At 35.4% G+C, this 23,380-nt stretch carries 27 protein-coding genes; 8 read left to right on the top strand and 19 right to left on the bottom strand.

Going from position 1 to position 23,380, the window contains the following annotated elements; all coding sequences use genetic code 11:
- Nucleotides 1–104 precede the first annotated feature (104 nt).
- The gene (locus tag ACK3CR_RS15375; protein ID WP_243511690.1) at nucleotides 105–710 is read left to right on the top strand and encodes a LysE/ArgO family amino acid transporter; all 606 of its coding nucleotides are present in this window, start codon (nucleotides 105–107) and stop codon (nucleotides 708–710) included.
- A 69-nt stretch (nucleotides 711–779) separates the two neighbouring features.
- Nucleotides 780–1,178 (top strand): hypothetical protein, encoded by a 399-nt coding sequence (locus ACK3CR_RS15370; RefSeq protein ID WP_488975698.1) that lies wholly within the window; start codon nucleotides 780–782, stop codon nucleotides 1,176–1,178.
- On the opposite strand, the gene ACK3CR_RS15365 is transcribed toward ACK3CR_RS15370, so the two are convergent.
- From ACK3CR_RS15365 to ACK3CR_RS15355, 3 genes are all read right to left on the bottom strand, one after another.
- Nucleotides 1,175–1,570 (bottom strand): VOC family protein, encoded by a 396-nt coding sequence (locus tag ACK3CR_RS15365; RefSeq protein WP_488975697.1) that lies wholly within the window; start codon nucleotides 1,568–1,570, stop codon nucleotides 1,175–1,177. The genes ACK3CR_RS15370 and ACK3CR_RS15365 overlap by 4 nt on opposite strands.
- Before the next feature lie 75 nt (nucleotides 1,571–1,645).
- Complete coding sequence (locus tag ACK3CR_RS15360; RefSeq protein WP_243511699.1) at nucleotides 1,646–1,933, bottom strand: hypothetical protein; 288 nt, start codon at nucleotides 1,931–1,933, stop codon at nucleotides 1,646–1,648.
- Between the two features lie 112 nt (nucleotides 1,934–2,045).
- A complete protein-coding gene (locus tag ACK3CR_RS15355) occupies nucleotides 2,046–2,636 on the bottom strand; it encodes a TetR/AcrR family transcriptional regulator (RefSeq protein ID WP_243511704.1) in 591 nt (196 codons plus the stop codon).
- An 86-nt stretch (nucleotides 2,637–2,722) separates the two neighbouring features.
- Here ACK3CR_RS15355 and ACK3CR_RS15350 point away from each other — a divergent pair, with 86 nt between their 5' ends.
- Entirely contained in the window at nucleotides 2,723–3,277 is a 555-nt protein-coding gene (locus ACK3CR_RS15350; protein ID WP_328124877.1) for a hypothetical protein, read from the top strand.
- The gene (locus ACK3CR_RS15345) at nucleotides 3,274–4,389 is read left to right on the top strand and encodes a DUF418 domain-containing protein (protein ID WP_243511710.1); all 1,116 of its coding nucleotides are present in this window, start codon (nucleotides 3,274–3,276) and stop codon (nucleotides 4,387–4,389) included. Before ACK3CR_RS15350 ends, ACK3CR_RS15345 begins: the two co-directional genes overlap by 4 nt.
- Nucleotides 4,390–4,393: 4 nt before the next feature.
- Here the strand turns inward: ACK3CR_RS15345 and ACK3CR_RS15340 are convergent, their stop codons facing one another.
- The gene (locus ACK3CR_RS15340; RefSeq protein ID WP_243511727.1) at nucleotides 4,394–5,170 is read right to left on the bottom strand and encodes a class I SAM-dependent methyltransferase; all 777 of its coding nucleotides are present in this window, start codon (nucleotides 5,168–5,170) and stop codon (nucleotides 4,394–4,396) included.
- Nucleotides 5,171–5,367: 197 nt separating this feature from the next.
- Between ACK3CR_RS15340 and ACK3CR_RS15335 the strand changes: the two genes are divergently transcribed.
- On the top strand, nucleotides 5,368–6,000 hold the full coding sequence (locus ACK3CR_RS15335; protein ID WP_243511741.1) for a DUF1796 family putative cysteine peptidase: 633 nt from the start codon (nucleotides 5,368–5,370) through the stop codon (nucleotides 5,998–6,000).
- Nucleotides 6,001–6,436: 436 nt separating this feature from the next.
- A complete protein-coding gene (locus ACK3CR_RS15330; RefSeq protein WP_243511745.1) occupies nucleotides 6,437–6,604 on the top strand; it encodes a hypothetical protein in 168 nt (55 codons plus the stop codon).
- 52 nt (nucleotides 6,605–6,656) lie between these two features.
- Here ACK3CR_RS15330 and ACK3CR_RS15325 read toward each other — a convergent pair whose 3' ends face one another.
- The 6 genes from ACK3CR_RS15325 to ACK3CR_RS15300 all read right to left on the bottom strand — a co-directional run bounded on the left by ACK3CR_RS15325 (nucleotide 6,657) and on the right by ACK3CR_RS15300 (nucleotide 13,348).
- Entirely contained in the window at nucleotides 6,657–7,274 is a 618-nt protein-coding gene (locus tag ACK3CR_RS15325; RefSeq protein ID WP_243511760.1) for a cell wall hydrolase, read from the bottom strand.
- Between the two features lie 200 nt (nucleotides 7,275–7,474).
- Nucleotides 7,475–7,999 (bottom strand): type 1 glutamine amidotransferase domain-containing protein, encoded by a 525-nt coding sequence (locus ACK3CR_RS15320; RefSeq protein WP_019395303.1) that lies wholly within the window; start codon nucleotides 7,997–7,999, stop codon nucleotides 7,475–7,477.
- Between the two features lie 99 nt (nucleotides 8,000–8,098).
- On the bottom strand, nucleotides 8,099–9,352 hold the full coding sequence (locus ACK3CR_RS15315; RefSeq protein WP_243520894.1) for a M20 family metallo-hydrolase: 1,254 nt from the start codon (nucleotides 9,350–9,352) through the stop codon (nucleotides 8,099–8,101).
- A gap of 223 nt (nucleotides 9,353–9,575) precedes the next feature.
- Nucleotides 9,576–9,749 (bottom strand): hypothetical protein, encoded by a 174-nt coding sequence (locus ACK3CR_RS15310; protein ID WP_488975696.1) that lies wholly within the window; start codon nucleotides 9,747–9,749, stop codon nucleotides 9,576–9,578.
- A 445-nt stretch (nucleotides 9,750–10,194) separates the two neighbouring features.
- Nucleotides 10,195–11,418, bottom strand: coding sequence for an exo-beta-N-acetylmuramidase NamZ family protein (locus ACK3CR_RS15305; protein WP_488975695.1), 1,224 nt, complete (start codon nucleotides 11,416–11,418; stop codon nucleotides 10,195–10,197).
- Between the two features lie 13 nt (nucleotides 11,419–11,431).
- Entirely contained in the window at nucleotides 11,432–13,348 is a 1,917-nt protein-coding gene (locus ACK3CR_RS15300) for a glycoside hydrolase family 3 protein (protein WP_488975694.1), read from the bottom strand.
- Nucleotides 13,349–13,654: 306 nt separating this feature from the next.
- On the opposite strand from ACK3CR_RS15300, the gene ACK3CR_RS15295 reads away from it, so the two are divergent.
- Entirely contained in the window at nucleotides 13,655–14,119 is a 465-nt protein-coding gene (locus tag ACK3CR_RS15295; protein ID WP_488975693.1) for a DUF2798 domain-containing protein, read from the top strand.
- A 246-nt stretch (nucleotides 14,120–14,365) separates the two neighbouring features.
- Here ACK3CR_RS15295 and ACK3CR_RS15290 read toward each other — a convergent pair whose 3' ends face one another.
- The 8 genes from ACK3CR_RS15290 to ACK3CR_RS15255 form a co-directional block, all read right to left on the bottom strand.
- Nucleotides 14,366–15,022: a CPBP family intramembrane glutamic endopeptidase gene (locus ACK3CR_RS15290; RefSeq protein ID WP_328124889.1), complete on the bottom strand. Its 657-nt coding sequence runs from the start codon at nucleotides 15,020–15,022 to the stop codon at nucleotides 14,366–14,368.
- An 18-nt stretch (nucleotides 15,023–15,040) separates the two neighbouring features.
- Nucleotides 15,041–15,646, bottom strand: coding sequence for a TetR/AcrR family transcriptional regulator (locus ACK3CR_RS15285; RefSeq protein ID WP_243511780.1), 606 nt, complete (start codon nucleotides 15,644–15,646; stop codon nucleotides 15,041–15,043).
- A 419-nt stretch (nucleotides 15,647–16,065) separates the two neighbouring features.
- Nucleotides 16,066–16,548, bottom strand: coding sequence for a small multi-drug export protein (locus ACK3CR_RS15280; protein WP_328124891.1), 483 nt, complete (start codon nucleotides 16,546–16,548; stop codon nucleotides 16,066–16,068).
- Between the two features lie 232 nt (nucleotides 16,549–16,780).
- Nucleotides 16,781–17,680, bottom strand: coding sequence for a macrolide 2'-phosphotransferase (locus ACK3CR_RS15275; protein ID WP_328124892.1), 900 nt, complete (start codon nucleotides 17,678–17,680; stop codon nucleotides 16,781–16,783).
- 667 nt (nucleotides 17,681–18,347) lie between these two features.
- On the bottom strand, nucleotides 18,348–18,722 hold the full coding sequence (locus ACK3CR_RS15270) for a DUF5367 domain-containing protein (protein WP_488975692.1): 375 nt from the start codon (nucleotides 18,720–18,722) through the stop codon (nucleotides 18,348–18,350).
- A 6-nt stretch (nucleotides 18,723–18,728) separates the two neighbouring features.
- A complete protein-coding gene (locus tag ACK3CR_RS15265; protein ID WP_488975691.1) occupies nucleotides 18,729–19,358 on the bottom strand; it encodes a TetR/AcrR family transcriptional regulator in 630 nt (209 codons plus the stop codon).
- 750 nt (nucleotides 19,359–20,108) lie between these two features.
- Nucleotides 20,109–20,390 carry an HPr family phosphocarrier protein gene (locus ACK3CR_RS15260; RefSeq protein ID WP_243511830.1) on the bottom strand — a complete coding sequence of 94 codons (282 nt, stop codon included), beginning with the start codon at nucleotides 20,388–20,390 and terminating at the stop codon, nucleotides 20,109–20,111.
- A 174-nt stretch (nucleotides 20,391–20,564) separates the two neighbouring features.
- Complete coding sequence (locus ACK3CR_RS15255; RefSeq protein ID WP_488975690.1) at nucleotides 20,565–21,551, bottom strand: aldo/keto reductase; 987 nt, start codon at nucleotides 21,549–21,551, stop codon at nucleotides 20,565–20,567.
- A 208-nt stretch (nucleotides 21,552–21,759) separates the two neighbouring features.
- Between ACK3CR_RS15255 and ACK3CR_RS15250 the strand changes: the two genes are divergently transcribed.
- A complete protein-coding gene (locus ACK3CR_RS15250; RefSeq protein ID WP_243511835.1) occupies nucleotides 21,760–22,677 on the top strand; it encodes an AraC family transcriptional regulator in 918 nt (305 codons plus the stop codon).
- Nucleotides 22,678–22,932: 255 nt separating this feature from the next.
- Here ACK3CR_RS15250 and fosB read toward each other — a convergent pair whose 3' ends face one another.
- Nucleotides 22,933–23,349, bottom strand: a complete 417-nt coding sequence (gene fosB / locus ACK3CR_RS15245; protein WP_243511851.1) for a FosB/FosD family fosfomycin resistance bacillithiol transferase — start codon at nucleotides 23,347–23,349, stop codon at nucleotides 22,933–22,935.
- Nucleotides 23,350–23,380 lie beyond the last annotated feature (31 nt).

The following is a 23,380-nucleotide window of genomic DNA, read 5'->3' as shown; positions in this document are numbered from 1 at the left end:
TATTTTAGCATTTGGTTGGGTTAATGCCCTCTTAAATGGATGGGGACAAGAGCTTTTTCTTTTACTATTCTAAAGAAAGAATATAAAGAAAAGGTGAGAAAATGATGATTGAAGCATTTATTCATGGAGTTTTTTTAGCTTTAGGGCTTATTTTGCCACTTGGAGTTCAAAATGTATTTATTTTTAATCAAGGAGGAAGTCAACCCTCTTTAAAAAAAGCTTTCCCTTCTGTCATTACTGCTTCAGTATGTGATACAGTCCTTATTTTAACTTCTGTTTTGGGCCTTTCTATCTTGTTATTGCAAGTCCCTTTTTTAAAAACTGTGCTTTATAGCGGTGGAATTATCTTTTTAACTTATATGGGATGGACAATTTGGCAAACAAAGCAGCAAGAGAACGAAAAAACAGAAGCTTTATCTTCAAAAAAACAGATAAGCTTTGCCCTTTCCGTTTCTCTTCTTAATCCTCATGCCCTTTTAGATACAGTTGGAGTTATTGGTTCTAACTCGCTTCTTTATAGCGGAGAAACTAAAATCTGGTTTACGCTTGCTACTATTTTAGTTTCATGGGTATGGTTTTTCTTTCTGGCTGTTGCAGGTCGTTTTGTCCAAACTATTGATTCCTCTGGAAAAGTTGTCTACCTGTTAAATAAAAGTGCCGCACTTATCATTTGGGGAATTGTTATTTATATGATTATACATTCTTTCTAAGCGTAGGACGTTTAGTTTTTTCTGATTGTGGTATTTTTTATGTAACGCTGAAAATGAAGGAGAGATATCATGGCTACAACTGAACTAACAAATGAACAAGAACAACAGCTTAATGAAGGCATTTCACATCTTTCATTTACAGATGAGCAACAAAACATCATCAATGCAAAAAAACAAACACCACTTGAGCACAGAGAAAGTCATGGAACAATACAGCCAGCAACAAAGCTCGCTGTTGATAAAAAAGAACTGCTAGAAGCGGTCGGCAATACTGTAAAACAGTTGCCAGACGCGTTAAGTTCTGCTTTTGATCAAGATTCTTTTGTCAAAACAGTTGAAGAATACTTTGAAGAATATGAAACAGTTGGAGATGTTCTTTCAGCAGCCGTTAAAAAACAGCATGTTTCAGGTGATGAAAAAGAACAAGCTTTAGTTCTAGACTATATTACTTTTTCATTACCGCTTTAGAATATAAGCGCAGGAAACCTCCTGCGCTTATATTCTAGAAATTCAAGGCGGTTACCGAAAGGATCGCGAACGAAAAAACGCGTTCTTCCTGGAATTGGACGATCTTCCTTTATTTCAATTGCCTGCTCCTTGAGATGATTTCTTAACTCTTCTATGTTTTGAATAACGAACGCAGGATGAGCTTTAACTGGCGGTATAAACGGATCTTCAATGCCAATATGAATTTCCTGTGTTCCTATCACAAACCAGCATCCCCCACTACTTTTAACACTTGACGGCTTTGGAATTTCCTTCAAACCTAAAACTCCATTGTAAAAGCGCCTTGCTTTTTCTTCACACCCTTTTGGCCCTGTAAGTTGAACGTGGTCAATATAAGAAAATGAAAATAGCATATGTACCCTTCTTTCTTTTTCAGCTCTCTTTATTGTAATCAAAAAGAAGAAGAACGCCTAGAGTAAAGTACACGATTAATCATCATCTTTTTTCTTTTTCTTCTCGTCACTATCATCACTGTCACCTTGGTAATCGTCCATATTTAATTCTTTGTTCTCTTTCTCATCTTCTCCCTCTTTTTCCTTTTCTTTTTCCTCTTTCTTCTCGTTTTCTTTTTCCTGTTTTGATTCTTCCCCTTTTCCGTCTTTTTGTTCATTTTCTTCTTTCCGGTTTGATGTAGAAGGATCTCCTTTACTAGGAGCACATGCTTGTAAAGTTAAAGTTGAGAAAACAAACACAAGTAAGAAAAGCCATTTTTTCATTTTCCATCTCTCCAAATCAATGTATTTATGAAATAGCCTTCCCTACTGAAGCAGAAATACTAATTCTTCTTAATTTAAACATCAAAAAAGCCCTAGAGATTTAGGGCTTCTGTTATTTACAGAGAGACTTTAAATGCTGCTCAATAATTCTCTCAAGCTTCTCTGTTGAAAATTCCGTTTTCTGTAAGACGGCATGAAGAGCAAGTCCATCAAGAAGAGCAAAAAGTCGCTCAACTTCATATTCTTCATCAAGGTTGTCCCTTAACAGTTTTAGTTTTTTTAGAGCATCAATAACACTTGCTGCTCCAAACTTGATTCCTTTATACACTTCGTCACCCGCTTCTTTCAACGAATCGTCTGACAAAGATTTAATAATAAAGGCCATCCATACCTCCATTTCGACTTCTTTTTCTTTTGTAGTTGGTAGAAACTGCAGGAGAAATTCTTTCATTACTTTAAAAGGTTCTCCTTCAAAAGACATAGAGTGAATGCGTTCATTCACCCGCTCTGATACTAAGTTCATTGCAAATGTCAGCAAACTAGCTTGAGAAGGAAAATAATGACGAATAGAACCAACAGAAAAGCCAGACTGTTTCGCAATGTTGCGAATCGAAGCTTGATCCATTCCTTTTGTTCGGATTACTTCCCATGCTGCGGCTGCGATTTTTTCACGTTGTTTTTGATGATCGACGATTTTTGGCATAACTTTATTATAACATATTTACTTTTTTAATACACATGTGCTATATTGTTTTTAACACAACTGTATTAAAAAAGGGAGACAGGTATATGATTGGATTTTTCATTGTCTTATGTGAGATTAGCTTTTGGATATTTATCTTAGGAGGTCTTTTCCTAAGATATAAATGGAAGAAAAAAAAGCTAAGTATTATCGTTCTTTCCTGTACACCGCTTATTGACCTTTTATTACTTATTTTCACTTACATTGATTTAAAAAATGGTGCTATCGCTACTTCTCTACATGGATTAGCAGCCGTTTACATTGGCGTAAGTCTTATTTATGGTCATAGTATGATTCAGTGGGCTGATAAACAGTTTTCTTATCGATTTATGAAAAAACAAAAACCTGAAAAGAGACGCCTTTATGGAAAAGAGCATGCTTCATTTGAAAGACATGGTTTTTACAAACATGCTGCTTCATTTCTCGTTAGCTCTCTTTTTATCCTTTCCCTCATCTTTTTTATAGGAAATAACAGTCAAACAGCTGGGCTTGCTTCTCTCCTAAAATATTGGGTAATCATCCTGCTCATTGATTTCTTTATTAGCTTTAGCTACACCGTTTGGCCACGTCAAAAACCTCGTTCGAAGAGGATATCTCAATGAAGCGATTAGAATCACTTGATATACTGCGTGGGTTAGCCATTATTGGAACGCTCGGCACAAATATTTGGCTCTTTTCCTCGTTTGGAGATACGAGCGTACTTTTTGGAAATGAGGAAGAGTTTTGGAAGACAGCAAACGGCATTCTTCAAGCATTTGTGCTCTTCCTTGTAAACGGAAAGTTTCTTGGGATGCTTACACTCCTTTTCGGTGCTGGTTTAGAACTAAAACGAAAAAGAGCACTGAAACGAGGTGAACGCTGGCCTGGACTTTATCTCTGGTCTTGTTTTCTACTTTTAATAGAAGGCTACGTTCATTATCTTCTTGTTATGGAATATGACATTTTAATGAGCTATGCCGTAACAGCGATCATTGTCTCATTTGTTGTCACAAAAAGTGATCGCACACTCAAAAGAGTAATGATTAGCGCAGGAAGCCTTCACTTTTTAATGGTAGTCTCTGTCTTCCTCCTTACATTACTTTCTCCGCCCCTTTCTAATGAAGTTAATCTAAATTTATATAGAGATGGTAGCTGGATTGATCAAATTATGTATCGTTTTGATTCTTTTTGGATTTACCGATCTGAGTCTATTTTCATTATTCCTCTTAACGTTTTTCTTTTTCTGCTTGGCAGAAAGCTTTTATGTCTTGGAGTTTTCACTTTTGACGGCAGTGGAAAAAGATGGAGAAAGAAGCTATTAAAGATTGGAATAGGAGCACTTCCGCTTAACTTTCTTCTTATAGTGCAAGGCGAGCTTTTTATGTTTCCTGTGCGCTATTTATTTGCTCCACTTCTTTCGTTAGGCTATATTAGCCTTATAATCATGTTATATGAAAGAAAGAAAAACCGTTTTTTCTTCAAAAGACTTTCCGAGATCGGGCGAACTGCTTTAAGCTGCTACATTTTACAAAATATACTTTCCTCTTATATATTTTATGGATGGGGACTTGGTTTGGGTGGTAGAGATAACGCTTTTCTTACCGTTTCAGTTCTCCTTATCATTTCATGCCTCCTCGCTCTTTTCTCTAATATCTGGCTTAGATTCTTTCCTAGAGGACCTTTTGAATCTTTGTGGAAATGGCTTTCGTACTTGCCTACTAAAAAAACGAACTAGAAATCTAGTTCGTTTTTTTAGTAGCCGTTAATAAGAGGGCTTCTCCTTTAAATGAATGAAGCTTCTCCTGTTCTATCACAATAGAGAAATAGCGTTTGATATCCGCGGAAGCATTCTTCATTTCGTCTTCTAATTCTTTCACCTTTTCAGGCGCTAGCTTCATCATGTTGCACCATGTATAAAACTGAAACTCTTTCGGAAAAAGAGTAGCGCTTTCTATTTTTAGCCCATTTTTCTCAATAAGAGAAACCCACTCACTCTTTTTATAAGCTCGAACATGGCTCGGATCACGAAATTTTTCAATGTTATTATAAAACTTATCATACGCTTCTTGCTCAGGTGCCACATTATCAATAAGGACAAACACCCCTCCTGGAGTAAGCACTCGCTGTACTTCAGAAATAAAAGCTTCAACATTGGAAAAATGGTGTGGTGCAATACGACAAGTAACAGCAGTGAACGTGCTATCTTCAAAAGGAAGGTTCTCAGCATCTCCACAAACAAACGAAACATTTCTATGTCCATTTTTATTTAAAAATGATTCTGCTTTTTGAAGCATTTCTTCTGTAAGATCAAGAGCTACTACTTTTTTAAAAAGAGGGGCGAGTTTATTCACAACATGTCCTCCCCCTGTTGCAATATCAAGAAGGTAAGAACAGTCTTGTCTTTTTATAATTTGTTCCACTTCGTTTAAATCTTGCCCTTTTGCATGTGTTGGACTTTTAATATATTGTTCAGCATTTTCCCCAAACTGTCTTCGTACAACATCTTTATTGTCCATAAACTTCTCTCCATTCTTTCACCAAGTTATAATCTGAATCTTCTATAAAGAACAGGGTTCTTGGGTCACTCGAGTTTCATCATCTCTTTTAATCCTATGCGTCCTCTCCACTATAAATTTCTTCGTTCTTTTGAAAAGTGCACTAAGGATAAGGACAGGCGCCGTTTCCACTCCTCTTTTTCATCATATTATAAAACATGGCTACTTTAAAAGATATTCAAAAACCTTATGATGCTGCATTTAGTTTAGGGCATAATTGTTTTCCTGCAATCTACTTACGTAATCATAATCTACGCCCTTTTGCAGGGGTGCTAGACTGGATGATTAGCTTTTCATTAAGTGAGGTGAACAAGCTTTTAGAAAATCGTTTTGCTAACTTTCTCAAGAAAGAAAATCTAACGTTTGAATCTTATTTTGCAAACGGTCTAACTCTTAAAATTCGTGACAACCTTTATAATATTGATTCAGCACACGACTTTTTAGCGAAAAACAATACACCAACATCTTGGCCAGAATATGATGAAGTATATGCCAAATACAAGCGACGTGCTGAACGTTTCCTAGATACGCTTGAGAAAAGTGACGATCTTCTCTTTGTAAGACTTGGAGGCACATATGAAGACGCAAGACGACTTGAAAGCGTTCTTTCAAGTTTAGTGAAGGGAAATTTCAAAGTGCTGTTAGTCATAAATGGAGAGGTAGAAGATTTTACAGAATTACAGTGGAATTTGGCTCATACTTGCGTTCTTCAGTATCCTATTTTTGATATGGATAAGCTTCGTGATGAAGCAAAATGGACAAAACTTTTTGATGGAATGTCATTAAAATAATTTTTCAAAAAAAGGTTTAAGTGTCATTATAGCGGGTATAAAAATAATGAACATCGATATATCTGATATTTCCCCCTAAAAAATATTAGATATTGCGCCCTCTCCAAGTTTTCTTGGAGATTTTTTTTTTCAAAAAAAGAAGCCTTTCAAGTTGAAAGGCTTCTTATCTTCTATTTCAGGGGATGGGAGTCACAAAACAAAGGGGGTTATATTGTGACTATTACCTTTTCTATTATAAAAGCTAATTAGCGACTCTTTCTACTTTTTATAATTTCGTTTTTCTTACAAAAGTTTATCACCATCTTTGGTGTGACTTCTCTTCTACTTTTGTTCGTCTTTAAATTTTTTTCAAAGACGGACCAAAAATGACGAATAAGTGCGAATTCTGTATTAGAAAAATACGGTGGTTTTTCCACCATGAATAGGAGGAATTTTTATGATTCATCTTCTTTGGGCAGCTATTGCTATTATAGTTGCGACAGTTGCTTTTCAACTGTTTTTTATTTTTCCGAAATCGTCGTCCTCCATTCAAAAATGGGTGTTGCGTTTGATTGGTGTAGGCATGATTTCTGGACTTTTAGTTGTTTGTCATTTGATTATATAAAAAAACGAATCCCGCGATGGAATTCGTTTCTTATGTATAAGAGCCAATAAGTTCAGTATGCAAAATTGTGTTTACCAATTGTTCGGATAACTTTTCTAGAGAAAATCCACGTATTTGTTGAATCGACAGGGTTGTAATAATAAGTCGCTCCATAAGAAGGATCCCATCCCTTGTAAGCAGCCTTCACTGCCTGATAAGCAGTTGCATTTGGTGAAAGATAATATTGTCCATCATTCACAGCTGTAAATGCATTTTGTTGGGTAATCACAGATGCGACACTGCTTGGAAACTCTGGAGAATGAACTCTGTTTATCACTACAGCTGCAACAGCAACTTGTCCCTCAAAAGATTCTCCTCGTGCCTCACCATATACAACATGCGCTATTTTTTCTACGTCTTCTAACTTTTGAAATGTCAATGGACCTGCAACTCCATCTATCCCAAGTCCAAAGTCTCGTTGAAAATTACTTACAGCGTTTCTCGTAATCTCTCCATTGTATCCCGTTGGTGTTGTATTAAAGTAGCCAAGTAAACTAAGTTTACGCTGAAGCTGCATAATATCAGCATTTGTATCTGTACTTGCAGCGCTTACTGTATTATCCGCTCCTAGAGGACTTGCGAACAAACTTAGCCCCATAGAAAGAGGAATAATCTTCTTTAGATGTCTCACCATCTCTCCTCCTTACAACTTAATTTTGAATTTGGAAGTCTTCTTGTCTATTAAAACACAGTTTTATGGAAAGCAACACTTTAAAATGTAAAGAAATCTAAAAAAGGTAAATTCTACTCAAAAAAAAGAAGCTACCTTATATAGAGCAAGGCATTCACTCATTTTGACCCATAAAAAAAGAAAGGGTTTCCCCTTTCTTTTTATTTGGCTGCTAAAACATCGGCAAATTCTTTTACATATGGAGGTAGATCAGGAGGTCTGCGGCTTGATACAATATGACCATCCGTTACAACAGGTTGATCATGCCAAACAGCTCCGGCATTTTCCATATCATCTTTAATACCTGGTGTACTTGTTACATTTACACCTTGTAAAATTTTAGCTGAAATAAGGACCCATCCAGCATGACAAATTTGACCGATTGGCTTTTTAGCTTCATCCATTTCTTTAATAATAGTAATAACTTCTTCATAGCGACGGAGCTTATCTGGAGCCCACCCTCCAGGAACTAACACAGCATCGTAGTCAGACGAGGCAACCTCTTTGAAGCTGTAGTCAGATTGAATAGGAACACCATATTTTCCTATGTACGTTTTATTGCTTTCCTCTCCTACAACATGAACGATTGCTCCTTCTTCACGCAGACGAAGAATTGGATACCAAAGTTCTAAATCTTCAAATTCATCACTAACAAGGGCAATTACTTTCTTATTTTGTAATCTCACATTTCCCACCTCCAGGCTTTAGTATAACATTGTCTTTTCCAATAGAAAAAGAAGAACGCACAAAAAGAGCTGGCTTTACTACATCCAGCTCTCTATAGATTAAAGCTTTTCCAATACTTTTTCAGCTGTATGATAAAGAAGCTCTGTTCCCAATGCAATATCTTCATATGAAGAATACTCTTTTGGATTATGACTTATCCCATCTTTAGAACGAACAAAAATCATTCCGTAATCACAAACATAAGACATAACTAATGCATCATGAAAAGGCCCGCTCATAAGTTCTGGTGGAGAAATATTCATAAGCGCAGCCCCCTCTTTCATACAATCTTTAATCCATTTGGCACAGTAGCGAGGCTTTGAGTTTGTATCTTCTTTAATTGTATAAGTTAAGCCTTGTTCTGCACAAATGTCTCCAATTGCTTTACGTAGATCTTGCTCATAAGCATTTCGTCTTTCCATGTCCATATCGCGTAAATCAATGGTAAACCGTACTTTTTCAGCAATAATGTTGCGGGAGTTTGGAAACACTTCAATATTTCCTACTGTACCTACTGTAGGGTTTTCGATATTTTGAGAAGCTATGTTGTTAAGCGTGGTAATAATGGCAGCTGCTCCAACTAGCGCATCTTGTCTCATTGACATTGGGACGCTTCCTGCATGTCCTGCAAACCCTGCCAATTCAACAGTTAGCCATAACGGTCCAGATATGCCGGTTACAATTCCTACTCCCTGTCCTTTTTCTTCAAGAACAGGACCTTGTTCAATATGAAGTTCTAAATATGCCGCTATTTCTTCATCCTTATACTCCCACTTTAAAAATTGATTAGGATCACACCCAAACTCAATGAGTGCCTCTTTTCTTGTTGTTCCATGTTGATCTTTCCGCTCTAGTTCGTCTTCTTCTAATCTTCCGTGCATTCCCCGCACACCAAACAAGCCTTTATTGAATCGTGAGCCTTCTTCATCACAAAAGGCAACAACTTCAATTGAAACAGGGGGAACAATGCCTTTTTCATGTAACGTTTGGGCAACCTCCAATCCACCAATAACGCCAATAACTCCATCAAACCTTCCCCCATATGGCTGGGAATCAATGTGTGAGCCAATTCTAAGAATAGGGGCGCTTTTATCCCGGCCTTCTAAGCGGCCAACGAGATTCCCAAAATCATCAATATGAGTCTTTAAGCCCCCTTCTTCCATCCATGATTGAACAAGTTCAACAGCTTGTCTGTCTTCCTTTGATAGAGCTAACCGACAAACCCCAGTTCCCTCAATTTTTCCTATAGCTGATAGTTCTTTTATTCTGCTTTCTACCCTTTTATGATTAATAATAGAAGATGTAAGAATAATAACCCCTCCTAAATGATAAGATTATTAATAAAATATAGCATAGCTTCTCTTCATCCACATTAGACATAATGTTAAATAGAAGAAACTAAGCGAATACACTGCCTCCTCATTGCTCTTCGTATGAAAGAGGCCGCTTTTCATATGTAGGTAAAATTCTTCCGTCTCTGAAGTCACTCTTTTTTTATAAAAAAGAGCCTATACAAATGCATAGACTCTTCTCTTCCTATGATTCATGGCGCCATTTCACTGCCCATAATATAAGGGATATAATAAGAACAAAACTAACTCCGCTTGCTAAAAAAGCAATAGGGATAAAGCCCTCTTTTATAAAATTGATAGCGCTTGCAAATGAAAGTCCCACAAATACACTAAGTAGGACAAGCTGCTGCACTTTCATTGCTAACTCCCTCCCCTTTATACAACTCTTTTTCCTTATCTTATGATAGTTTTAGGTTATTGTAAACCTAAAGAAATATACATACTCCTGCTTCCTAACATATTGATCGCTTAACTTTTTTTTAATTAAAATATTTTATTTATTAATGAAATATGCTAGAATAACAAATGGGGACAAACAAAGGGATTTACATAAACAATGTTATTTTTCGTATAAAAAGCATGTATAAGCTTAACCTTACGTTAAATTTATACATGCTTTTTACAGTTCTTTTCACACTATGGATTTAACAAACTAAACTTTTTTTATTTATTTTATTTCAACAAAATGCTATACTAGAAAAGAAGCTAATGTTTGTTTTACATTAACAATCGCCCATTGTAGACGAATGGGCTCCTTTGTCCAGTAAAAAGCTCTCCTCTTGAAGAGGAGAGCTTTTTCTATTTTAATAAAGTAAATATTGCTTTCTTATCTTTTTGAAAGCTTTCGTATCCCTCTGCCACTTTGCTATAATATCCTCTACATTTGTTCCCTTTTCCAACTCTTCTCTTACCCAGCTGTTCCCGATTAATAAATCAAAGTTTCCACTCTTATTAAACGAGAACTCTTCTCCGTACAAATCATGAATCGTTTTAACAATGTACAAACCTGTTTCAACTGATTTATATTTCTCTCTATCTGTTACATAAACTTGAACACCATGACTAAGCTGTCCACTGTGCTTTGAAAAAGAAGGCGTAAATGAAGCAGCTCTGAATTTCACTCCATCTAAATGTAGATTATTTAACTTCTCACTGAGCTCTGTTCCATTAATAAACGGAGCTCCTAACAGTTCAAATGGCTTTGTTGTTCCTCTTCCTTCCGACACGTTCGTTCCTTCAATAAGACCTGTTCCTGGATAAACAAACGCCGTTTCTAGAGTTGGCATATTAGGGGATGGCATTACAAAAGGAAGGTTTGTTTCATCATAGTCGAAAGATCGCTTCCATTTTTTCATTTTAACAACTGTCAAATCTGCACCAATCCCAAATTCTTCGTTAAAAAGTTGAGCAAGCTCTCCAACTGTCATGCCATGTCGAAGTGGAATAGGATATTTCCCAACAAATGAAGAATACTCTTCTTCAAGAACAGGTCCTTCCACAACTTCTCCCCCAAGTGGGTTTGGTCTATCTAGCACAACAAACGGAATTCCTTTTTCTTTCGCAGCTTCCATTGCATAAGCCATTGTATAAATGTAAGTGTAGAAACGGGCACCAACATCTTGAATATCAAAAACAAGAATATCTACGTTTTTCAACATTTCAGGCGTTGGCTTTCTCGTGTCTCCATAAAGACTATAAACAGGTAATCCGGTTTTTTCATCAATATAATAGTCAACTTTATCTCCAGCTTGAGCATCTCCTCTTACCCCATGTTCAGGACCATAAAGAGCAGTTAGCTCAATATCCGGGTCTTCAGCAAATAAATCAACGCTGCTTCTTAACTCTGAATCTACTCCTGTTGGGTTTGTAATAAGGCCGACTCGCTTTCCTTTTAAAAGGTCTTTATGCTCACGAAAAAGGGTTTCAACACCAAGCTCAACATTCTTTTGGCGCGGCTTTGCCTCGGCTGTATTCCATGATAAAAAAACAAGTAGAAAAAGGGCTAACAACGTCAATTTCTTTCTCATCTTTTCTCCTCCCTTATTTAAGCTTGATTCCATGGCCATACGGATAAAGTGTTTCTCCTTTAGCTGTTACAGAAGGGATGGCAACAGGCAATTTCCCTTTTGGTTTTGCTTCACCAAAGATAACGTGAATTCCTGCTGAAATGTTAGGCTGTTGAAATCTTCCGTTACTATAGCCTTTAAAACCATATAGAGCTAAAACAGCATGAGCTTCTTCAAAGTTAGCAACATCATATGGATTTCTCAGACTTATGAGCACGAAAGGCTTCTCACTCTTTTGCGTATACATCATAGCTGCACGAGGAAAAGAAACTGCCCATGCTGAAGGTTCATTAATTTCATCCTCAATGACTCCGTCGTTTACAGCAGGGTCATTTTGTATAACATATGAACCTGTCAAAACATAGTCTGCTTCATCTATTTTTCTTTTCATCTCTTCGTTAAACCCCTTTTTCTCAAATGGGACAACGTCAACTTCAACATTTTTTATTTTCTTTTCACTAATCATATTTTGAACTGTTTTCTTTACTGCTTCCCCTTGATAATCATATGGAGTAAATACAACAATTTTTTCTCCTTTTTTCGGGTTTAATGGCAACGTTTTTTGCTCATTTTTCACAACTGTTACCGCTTCTTGGGCCATCTTCATTTCTTGCTTCTTATGTTTTTTATTTCCTACCACTTTCAGTGCATTTTTAACTTTCTTGTCCTCTGAAATATTTTTTTCCTCATACAATCCTCTTTTTATTTTTAAATCAAGAATTCTTTCAACGGAATCATCAATTTCTTCTTCCTTAATTTCACCTTTTTCAACAGCTTCAACAACTGCATTGTAAACGTTCGCTAAATTTTTTTCTTCTTCAAGCGATGTAACAGAAGCAGGCATAAGCGCAATATCAACACCTGCGTTAATGGCCATAATAACGGCTTCCTCTTGCCCGAAATTATCAGCAATTGCTTTCATATTAAGCGCATCTGTCACAATAATGCCGTCATAATTCATTTCTTGTCGAAGCAAATCATTTAATACTTTTTTCGATAGTGTTGCAGGAATAATAATGTCTTCTCCATCTTTTTTGCTCTTATAGACGGTATCATCGAAGGCTGGAAACTGTACGTGAGCGGTCATAATCATATCTGTACCATTTTCAATTGCTTTTTTAAAAGGTGCTAGTTCCACTTGACGCAAGCGTTCTTTAGAATGATTAACAACAGGCAAACCATAATGACTATCAACTGCCGTATCTCCATGACCAGGAAAATGTTTGACAGTTGTCGCTACTTTTTCCTCTTGCAAGCCTTTCATTGTTTGAACACCGAGGGTTGAAACAAGTTTTTCGTTAGAGCTAAAAGAGCGGACACCGATAACAGGATTGTTTGGATTATTATTTACATCAAGAACAGGACTAAAATTCACGTTAATCCCAAGCGCATGGAGTTCACGTCCAATGATTTCTCCTGTTTGATGCGCATTTTTCTCGCTCCTTGTTGCTCCTAATGCCATATTTCCTGGAAGATTTGTTCCTGACTGAAGCCTTGTCACAATTCCTCCTTCTTGATCAATTGCTACAAAAAGCGGCACATCTTTGCTGCTCTTTTTTAATCCGTTCACAAGCCTTGTTGTTTGCTCTGTATCTACAACATTTTCTGCAAATAAAATAACCCCACCAAGATGGTATTTGTCAATAAGACTTCCTACTTCTTCGTTCATCTCAGTAAAGCCTGTTGCTTTTTCTGCTCCTTGTTCTTTCCAATTTCTAAAGTCTGGCATAATCATTTGCCCTACTTTTTCTTCAACCGTCATATCTTGCACAATTTCTTTCGCCGTTCTCTCTTTTGCTTTTTCTTCTTTTTTAGCTTCTCCACTACACCCAAATGTTGTAAGCGCTAACAACCCTACAATGAAGACACTAATTACCTTTCTTTTTTTCAAGGCTGTTCCTCCTCTTTTTCGGTTTTCGTTCTCACATCATCACTGAGTAGTTTGGCAAGTTCTGCTACTTTTATAAAGAAAAAATCTGTTAAATAAAATTTACCATATATAAGGTATAGATGTATATACCGCCTTGTTCCTATAACGATAAATTTCACAACACTTTTTGCTATCTTTTCTTTTTTAAAATCCAAAGGCTGCGATGCAAAAATTATCTAAACTAAATTGTTCACAAAATGTTCACTTATGAAGAGTATCCTTATCTCGCTATAATAGCAAAGGATTGAAAGGAAAGGATGATCAACATTGCCAACAACAAAAAAGGAAAACTTTTATTTCGGAATGATGATGTGTATTGGAATGGTTATCGGTATGACTTTTTATAACCTCGTTATAAATGACCTAATTGGTACTATCTCATTACAAGGAATGCTGCTTCAACTTATTTTAGGGTTCATAATTGCTTTTATTTTAGAACTATTTATCGTCGGACCTATTGCACATAAAGTGGCTTTCTCATTACCATATGATAAATCAAATAAGCTTTTTGTCATTTTATCTCTTGCCTTTTGTATGGTCATTGGAATGGTACTATCAATGTCTATTTATGGAGTCGCAATGGCCCATTTTGCCAATGCAATAGGAGAAGGTTCATTGCTTAAACACTATTTTTTAACAGTAGGTAAAAATTTCATTTTTGCTCTTCCGCTTCAGCTTCTCATTATCGGACCTTTAGTTCGCTTTTCATTTGCTAAGTTTGTGAAAGGATAGAAAGCGATTCAAACGGATGGGGTGAGCTAGAAAAAGTGTTAGATAATGTATTGCAAACTAGTAGTCCCTTGTTCTTCAAGGGGCTCTGTTATTAATCGTTTTTTATTAATGATCTCTAAATCATTTTTCTGCAAAATCAATAGCGGATGATAGAGAAACAAGGTTTGAAGCTGCATATCCAACTTTATGGGCCGTTACTTCCTCTGTTTGTTCGTAACCTTTTACTATCTTTTCAAATCATTCTTCTTACATTGTTGGGGGTACATATATATTAAGAAAAGTTAGGACAGTCAAGTTTCCTACATCTACAATAAAATGTGAAAGGATCACCCATCTTAAACTCTTAGTTTTAAAATACGTAAGGGACCAAACAATCCCCATAACCGTTAAGTAAATATAAAGGTGATAAGATGTACTTGCAATTGAAAATACTCCCCACATAAACGGATGGCTTAGTACAAAAAAGATTGTTGTATACAAAACGCTTATCCACTTTGGAAACCAGTCAACTGCAGCATCTAATAATACACCTCTCCAATATAACTCTTCAAACCACGGATTGATTAAAGCAAATAAGATCCAAAGAACGATCAGGACAGTTGAATCAAATAATTTGTAATTCATGATTAATATAGAGAGCGGAAACATACCAAGAAGTAAAGACAAGATAATAGGTAATATGGAGATTTTGGGTTTCTTTAACCAGTCTTTAATATGTTTGTTTTCTTTAAAGTATACAATACAAAATCCAAGAGAACTCCAATATACAATTGCTAAAGGAATCCATGCCCATCCGTCTATAAATTTTGAGAAAATAGCAGCTGTGATAAATCCAAGTAAGATAACAATGATTGGGGATAGTAAAATAAGTGCTCTTTTTCTCTTACTAATCTCTAATATCATGGCGAGAGCTCCTTTACATTAGGGAATTTCCTTAAATATATTCATAATAAGATTGGCTTCTGGTATTGGACATTGTTCCCATTGAATCTTATTTATGGCTAACCCTTGAATAAAGGCATAATACGTAACAGCTAACTGTACTGGATCTCCTTGCTTGATTTCGCCTACTTTTTGTCCTTCCACAATTAGCGGGATAGTAGCCATAACAGGCGAAACAGCATGCTCTCCTGTTAAAATTTCTTTCACTTCTTCTGATACAATATCTGAAGTGCTAGCTTGAATCATAATTAGAAAAAGAAGAATTTCTTCACCATTGTCGATACTTTTCATAATTTTTTCTGTCATCCAACATAACTTTTCTAAAGGAGTTCCCACTTGTTCATTAGCATAAGAGATGACATCAAGAGAACTATCTAACGCTTTTTGTACTAAAGTCATGAAAATCTCTTCTTTTGACTTAAAGTAATGGTAAACAAGTCCATGACTAAGTTCGGCTTCTTTTGCAATATCGCTAATTTTTGCTGCTACCATACCTCTTCGCGCAAATACTCGCAAAGCTGCTTGTAATATTTGAGCTCTTCTTTCATCTCGGATTTGTTTATTTTGTTGATCTTGTCTAGGCATTAGTAACTCTCCTTTTTTTTGATTGACTAACCAGTCAATAATGTAACTATTTGTATATTATTCTACAAATTTACTTATTGTCAATGATTTTTGTTTTTATTAACGAGTTTATATCGTTTATTCCTAGGCACTTTCCTTTCATCTCCACTTAGTCCATTTATTACGATGTGATGAAGAAAAAACGCAGGTTCCTTGAGAAACAAGAGATCTGCGCTTTTTTTAATAAACTTTATGTAAAAAACAAATTATAGATTATTAGTTTTGTTATCTTTCAGGTTAAAAAATACAAAGTACAAACTGATAAAAAAGTAATATAAACAATACCCTATTACTCGTACTTATTATAAACCTCCTTGCGCAGTTGCTGTTGAAATCGTAACAACTAAAACACACTAGGTAAACCTACTCATTTTTAAGAATCAAATTAAGTTCAAGAAGCTAAAACCATAAATCGATCCAACAGCAAATAAAATTGTCCATACTGCTAAACTAACTGTCATCCATCCAATTACATGCCGGCGTGAAGAGCCAAAAGTTAGAGCTAAGACTGCGGCTATATCTGTACCTACTAAAATAGGGGCAAGCAAAGCTAATCCTGGTATACCGTATTTTTCCCAAATTTGTCTTGATCTTGTTTCCTTTTTAGTTGGGCTATTGATTCCCTTTTTCATTCTTCTTTTCGCTCTCCATGCTGAAAACTGCTTAAAAAATAGCCCAAGCAATAAAATTAAAATAAAATTCCCTAAAAATGCTGTTAATCCAACACTAAAAGGAGGTAACCCCCACACAATTCCAAGTGGAACAATAATAGATACATCCATCCAAGGTGCTGCAGCAAGCAGAAATAAGACTGTATACTGCCATAAAACAGGAGCATCTTGTGCCCATTCTATTAGATTCATTTCATCTCTCCTTTATCCTTCAATATTCGTTTAGATTCCAAATAATTATTCAATAAAGAATGTATTTCTTTATCTCTAGAAGGTTAATATTTAATAAGGAAATAAACAGACTATTATTTTATTAGATTGATTTCTTTCTGTATGGAAGATTGTATAAACAAAAAATAACCTTTATCTAAATCCTTCATAAAAGGAGACCTGGCTAACCAAGTCTCCTTTTATGAAAAACTTTTTATTGATGAATAGAACCAAGCATTTGTCTAGCCATTTCTTCATACTCTTGCAGTCCAGAGATTTCAGCAAACTCAGCAACTGAAATTGCCCTGGTTGTTTCCAATTCTAAAATATGTTCTTTCATAAGCGGCCACGTCTTCCCGCCTGCCTTTTCATAAGCCATAATAGCTTTTTCTAACCCTTTTTCTCCAGCAAATAAATAGTGAACAATAAAATCACGCGATACATCTGTAACCGCTACTTCAGTCCAATCAATTAAGCCAGTAACTTCTGATTGACGATTAATTAAAATATGTCCTGGATGAACATCTCCATGACTAAGTCCAGTATGCTTTGGCCATATATTATCGTTATTCACCCATTTCATCCAACGATTCCATAAATCCTCCCGAACCTCAAATTCACTCTTTATTTTATGCATTCTCGTTTTCATTAATTCTCTTGCCTCATATGCTGTATAAATTTGAATACCAGTATTTTTCACTAAACTTATTGGCAGTTGATGTATTTCCGCTAACGTACGTCCGAATGATTCATGGTATGCTAATGGAATGTCTTCTATATTTAGAACCCATTCATAATTTTGAATTTCAGGGTTAATAGTTCCAGCAGGTACTCCGTCTAGCGACTTATACGCTACAACCTCATCAGTGAAAATCTCCCAATACGGTGCTTGAATTGTTGTATATTGATTAACAGCATCTAATACCGTCTTCTCTTGATCGGCTTTTGCCATAGAATCTGGTCTGCGCGGAATTCGTAAAATCCATTTTTGTCCTTGCTCATCTTCTACATGTGCAACCTGAAAATCAAGACCTGATTCATTTAATCTTATTGTTTTTTCGTTTATATTTAATCCTTTTCGTTTTGCTAATGCTTTAATCTCTACTTTATTCATGTAAATTCCTCCATACCTTTTTAAGTTTTTCCGCTGCTCTTTCAATTCTCTTCAGCCCGAATTCTTATAATCAATAACACAACTTACTGGTTATGAACGGATATAGATTGGGTTTTTAAACATGAAAAAAGCTGCAGAATCCTCTGTCTGCAGCTTGAAGTAAACATTCCTCAACTATGTTTTACACTCTATAACACAGTGAGAAATCCAATTCATATATCATTGGATGGAAAAAAGCACATTTTTAAACATAACAAAAGAAAGACAAATAAATCCTCCTTGTTGTTAATGTCGCATATTACAATTTTCGTTGAAGATGATTAAAAATGAGCAGACTTATCCTGTTTACTCTGCAATTATTAAACAGAGTCCTTGAACATATTCAATTATTTGTTCAAAGTATGGATACGTAGTCTCATAGAAGCTGTCATTTTTAATAATCCTCCTTGTTTTAGAATAATCTCATTTTATATTACAAAATGATGATTTTCAAGCCCTTTATTTTGATGAAAGGTTGTTTTATCTAACTTTCCATAATGTATCAATCTAACTTTTGCTGAATTTTTTAGCTTCATCTTTCTCACCTGTTTATATTCTTTAAAACGCTTATACAAATAGAAGCTGTTAGAAGAAGTCCACATTCCAACAGCTCTGACACCTTTTATCTTTATTCGTTTGTTTTTCTCCCTGTTGTAAATCCTGAAAGAAGAATGAAAGAATAAGCTAATAAAAGCCAAGAACCGAAAATTCTATCCATTCTACTATCCAAATTTATAAAGATATCTGAGAAATAAATTAAGGATACAACATCAAGTAACATACCTGGTAAGGCGATTAAAATGGCTGCTTTTAATCGATTATATGAATCTAATTTTTTGTATCTATAAATGGGTAAAGTAAGAATTAATATTAAAGGAATAACCAAAATATATGAAGCGACTAACAATACGGGGGTTTCTAGCGAGAAGAAAAAATGTCCTAAAAATCTAAATAAAGCTGTAGCTCCTAACCAAACTAAAAATCCCCAAGTTAGAAAAAACATATTCTCTCACTCTCCTTTTGAAATTTGTTCCTCTGTTCTAGACGATTGAACATATTCTACTTGCTTTATAAAAAGTGATTCAATACTTTTAAATACACGCTCCGCATCAAAATCTTCGATCATTAAAGATTGTATAGCCAAACCATCTATTAACGCATTCATGAGGATGCTCCATACTTCTATTGAGTGGCCATAAAATTCATCTGCTCCTAGTAATGCTTCCATCTGTTGTTGAAGAGATTTATTTTCGTATTTCAACAATTCACTAATAAGATCTTTAACTTTATCATTGTGTAGCCCTGTTACAATTAATGATAAAAATAAAGGATGATAGAAAGAACCTTTAGTATTTCTGTTATAAGCTGATTTCATGGCAGCTTGAATCCAATCTAATCCTTGTTTCTTAGCCGCTTTTTTCTTTTCCTCTAATTCTTCCCATGATGTTTCACACATATCTTTTACAATCTCAATCATAAGCTGTTCTTTTGTTTTAAAATGGTAATATACAGTCCCTTGTGTTACACCTGCACCTTCTGCTACTGCTTTTAAAGTCAATTTATTTATCCCATTTTCTACTATGCATTTCTTTGCAGATTGGATTAGATCTTTTTTTGTGATCACATTCGGCTCGGCCATATAAACCTCTCCTTTATTTAATTGTTAGTCCAATAACTAGTATAGAAGATAAGCACTAACAAGAAATTCTTCTATTTTGTATATCCTTACACTGCTCTGCAACTCCTTCACTATTAAGCATTTCTTTCTTCTTAGGGCGTGCTCTCTAAAAAGGACAAATATCAAGATTTTCAAGAAACACTTAAGTTAGTTATATAACTAACTTAAGTGCATAAGTAAGAAACGGATGAATATCGTATACATGAGTACCGTTTCTTATCAAACGTTCGTTATGCTATATTTCTGTATTTCTTAAAGATAATAGCCTAGTTCCAGATCCCCTACATTAAGAGATCCATTTTCATTTACCATATTTTAATTAAAATATGGTAACCAATGTATTGTCAACATATTTTTGAATATATGTAATATATATACATATGGAAATGCGTTAGTTTTAATCTAAGGAAAAAGCTAATTGTTGTTTATCATATGTCATAATAGAAGAAAAGCCTGAAAGAAACTGTCCATAAGTTATCTTTCAGGCTTGCTATATGAAAAATTTTCATCCTAGTAATTGTAGCAACATTCTTCATCGTCATTTTAGTAAAGAAGAGAATATTCCCTTTGGTTAATTGAAGAAAGTAGTGAAACGAAAATCCAGCAAGTTACCATCTAAGAGAAGATCTCCTTTTTTAATCTCCTTTTCTATTGTTCTCACTATTTTCTGCATTAATAAGTTTTTCATCAGTTAGAGTTTTACTTTATTTTTTAACTTCTATGAATAGGGGTTTGTGAGTTATTATCCAAAAGAAATTCTTCTAAAATTCCGTTTGCCTCCCATTCATCTCTCCCATTCACCATTAAGGTAACTTCATCCCCCTCTTTAATAATTAAATCCATGATTTCCATAAGATCTTTTCCATTTGCTGTTTTTCCATGCTTAGAAAGCATTATTTCACTTTTAAAGGATGAAGCCTTACGCACAAATATTGCTGTATGTCTAGCTTGAAGTCCACGCGGAAGCTGAACAGTAAGCTTTTTCATTAACATCTTCTCTCACCTTATTTCCATAGCTATATTTATCACTTTCATTTATATAACCTAGAAAGATAGAGGATTAGTGTATTTTGCTTCTGGTCTCTTTACTAAATGAAACGTAAAAGCCTCTCCATAAACTCCGTAACTCCTCTTTCACTTTCTATTCATTCTGATCTTAATTCCGCCTTAAAGTCCTGTTCTCTTCTCTAGCTCTTCTGGATAACGGTCTCCCATCAATGTAATTTTTGAAGTTGCTGAATTTATATCATTCAGCTCTTCAGATGTTAGTTTAATGTTAGAGGAATTTAAGTTTTCTTCTAGTCGATTTAACTTTGTTGTTCCCGGGATAGGCACAATCCATGTTTTTTGAGCAAGTAACCAAGCAAGAGCGATTTGAGCCATTGTAGCTCCCTTTCGCTCGGCAACTTTTTGAAGTAACTGGATTAACACTTCGTTTGCTTGGAGAGCCTCTGAAGTAAAGCGAGGAAGAATGCTGCGGAAATCGTCACCTTCAAATGTTGAATTAGCGTTAAAGCGTCCTGTTAAATACCCTTTCCCTAATGGACTGAATGGAACAAACCCTATTCCAAGCTCTTCTAAGGAAGGTAATAACTCTTCTTCAGGACGTCTCCACCACAAGGAATATTCACTTTGAACAGCTGCAAGCGGATGAACAGCATGAGCGCGGCGAATCGTCTTCACTCCAGCCTCTGATAATCCCCAATGTTTAACTTTTCCTTCTTGAATTAAATCTTTCAAGGCTCCTGCTACCTCTTCAATCGGAACATCCGGATCCACTCGATGCTGATAATATAAATCAATAGCTTCTATTCTAAGGCGTTTTAACGAATCTTCTACCGCTTTCTTAATCTGTTCTGGCCGACTATTCATTCCAGCCTGTTTTCCATTTTGAATATGGAATCCAAACTTTGTAGCAATAGCAACTCTATTTCTAAAAGGCTGGAGAGCTTCTCCTACAAGCTCTTCGTTTGTATATGGTCCATATACTTCAGCAGTATCAAAGAAAGTAACACCTCGTTCAACAGCTTCTCGAATAACCGAAATCATTTCCTTTTTATCTGAAGGAGGTCCATATCCATAGCTCATCCCCATACAACCGAGTCCAATAGACGAAACTTCTAGACCACTATTTCCTAATGTACGCTTTCTCACGATTCATCTTCCTTTCTTCACTTATGGTTGTTACTTTGAACTTTCACACGATTTATTTGTTTTCGTATTCTTATTATGAAATAAACAAGGGAAAAACCGTTATCACATTTATCGCAAATATTTGCCTAATCCTCTCACAGCTATTTATACAATGAACAAATATACTTTATAATAAAGCTAGTAAGAATGAAGGAATAAGGAGAATGCTATGTTTGAACACGTATATAAACAAAATGATGAGCTTGCAAGAATTATTAAGCGTTATTCAAAGCAAGACGGTGTTTATCAGACCTCTATCCCATCACTATTTTTCATTAACGAATCCAATATTACTGAGCCGCTTCATGTTGTTTACAAGCCCTCTTTTTGCATTATTGTTCAAGGTGAAAAAGAAGTGCTTCTAGCACAAGAACGCTTTAAATACGGTCCTGCTGATTACCTTGTGTCATCTGTTGACTTACCTGTGACAGGGCAAGTTATAAAAGCTTCTTCACATGCTCCATATTTAGCTCTCAAACTTGAATTTACGCCAAATCAAATTTTAGATGTTTTGAACAGCTGCGAAAATCAAGTTCGACATAGGAAAGATCCAAAGCGAGCTTTATTTGTTAGTCAAACAGAACCATCTCTACTAGATGCGGTTACAAGGCTAGTTCGTCTATTAGACAGTCCAGAAGACATTCCAATGCTTGCCCCCCTATTCATGAAGGAAATTCTGTATAAGATCCTAAAAGGTGAGCATGGTACTACACTTGAACAAATCGCAATAGAAGGCAGTGACACTTACAAAATCAGAGATGTTATTGAACATATTATCCATCACTATGATGCCCCTCTGCGCATTCAAGATCTCGCTGAAAGAGCAAATATGAGCGTTTCGTCATTTCACCGTCATTTTAAAGAAGTCACAGCGATGAGTCCTATTCAGTTTCAAAAACAGTTGAGACTGCAAGAAGCCCGGCGCCTATTATTAGCAGAGTCATCAGATGCTGGTGAAGTAGCCTTCCGAGTCGGCTATGAAAGTCCCTCACAGTTCAGCCGGGAGTATTCTCGCATGTTTGGATTTCCACCAAGAGAAGATATGAAACGTATACGGGAAAGAAGTGCTCAAAAAATAAACGCATGAGTCTCCTATGCAATAAAGTCTTCCATCAAAGAACATTAGATCACTAAAAAAGCCTTACTTCCCGTTTTCATGGAAGTAAGGCTTTTCGTTTTCATGGAAGTAAGGCTTTTCGTTTTACATAGGAGAATACTATTTTCTATTATTTTATATCTCAGAATTATAGTTCTTAATATAGCTCAATATAGTTGTTCTCTTTCTAAAGAAGAAATGGAATTCTTTGTTTCTTAAATGATTTTCACTAGAAAAGTTAGCAATTTAAATATAAAACTCCATGTGTGTTTTATCTTCTTTATAATACTCTAAACGATCTTGTAAACTCCCTGTATGAAATTCAAATTTATGGCCATCAGGATCTGTAAAGTATATAGATTTTTTGTCTCTCTCGTCTCTTTCCCTCCCAGGTAAAATATTAACGTTATTTTTGATTAGTACCTTTTTAAAACCTTCAAATTCTTTGCCATTCACTGTAAACGCAATATGAGTATAAGAATGTTGAATTTCATTTCTTGGAATATCTTCCTCTGCATTTAAAGCTATCCATAAACCATTTAAATCGAAATAAGCTACCTTTCTTCCTTTAACAAGTAATTTAGCTTGAAGTACGTTTTTATAAAAGTTTATAGATGCTTCTAAATCTGAAACTGAAAAACAAATATGATTGATACTTAACACTTCTTATCCCCTCCCTTATAGTGGATATATT

This window comes from Priestia sp. TRM10 (assembly GCF_057808375.1).
Note: the sequence above shows the minus strand (reverse complement) of the source record. Positions and strands in the feature narration are given on the sequence as shown.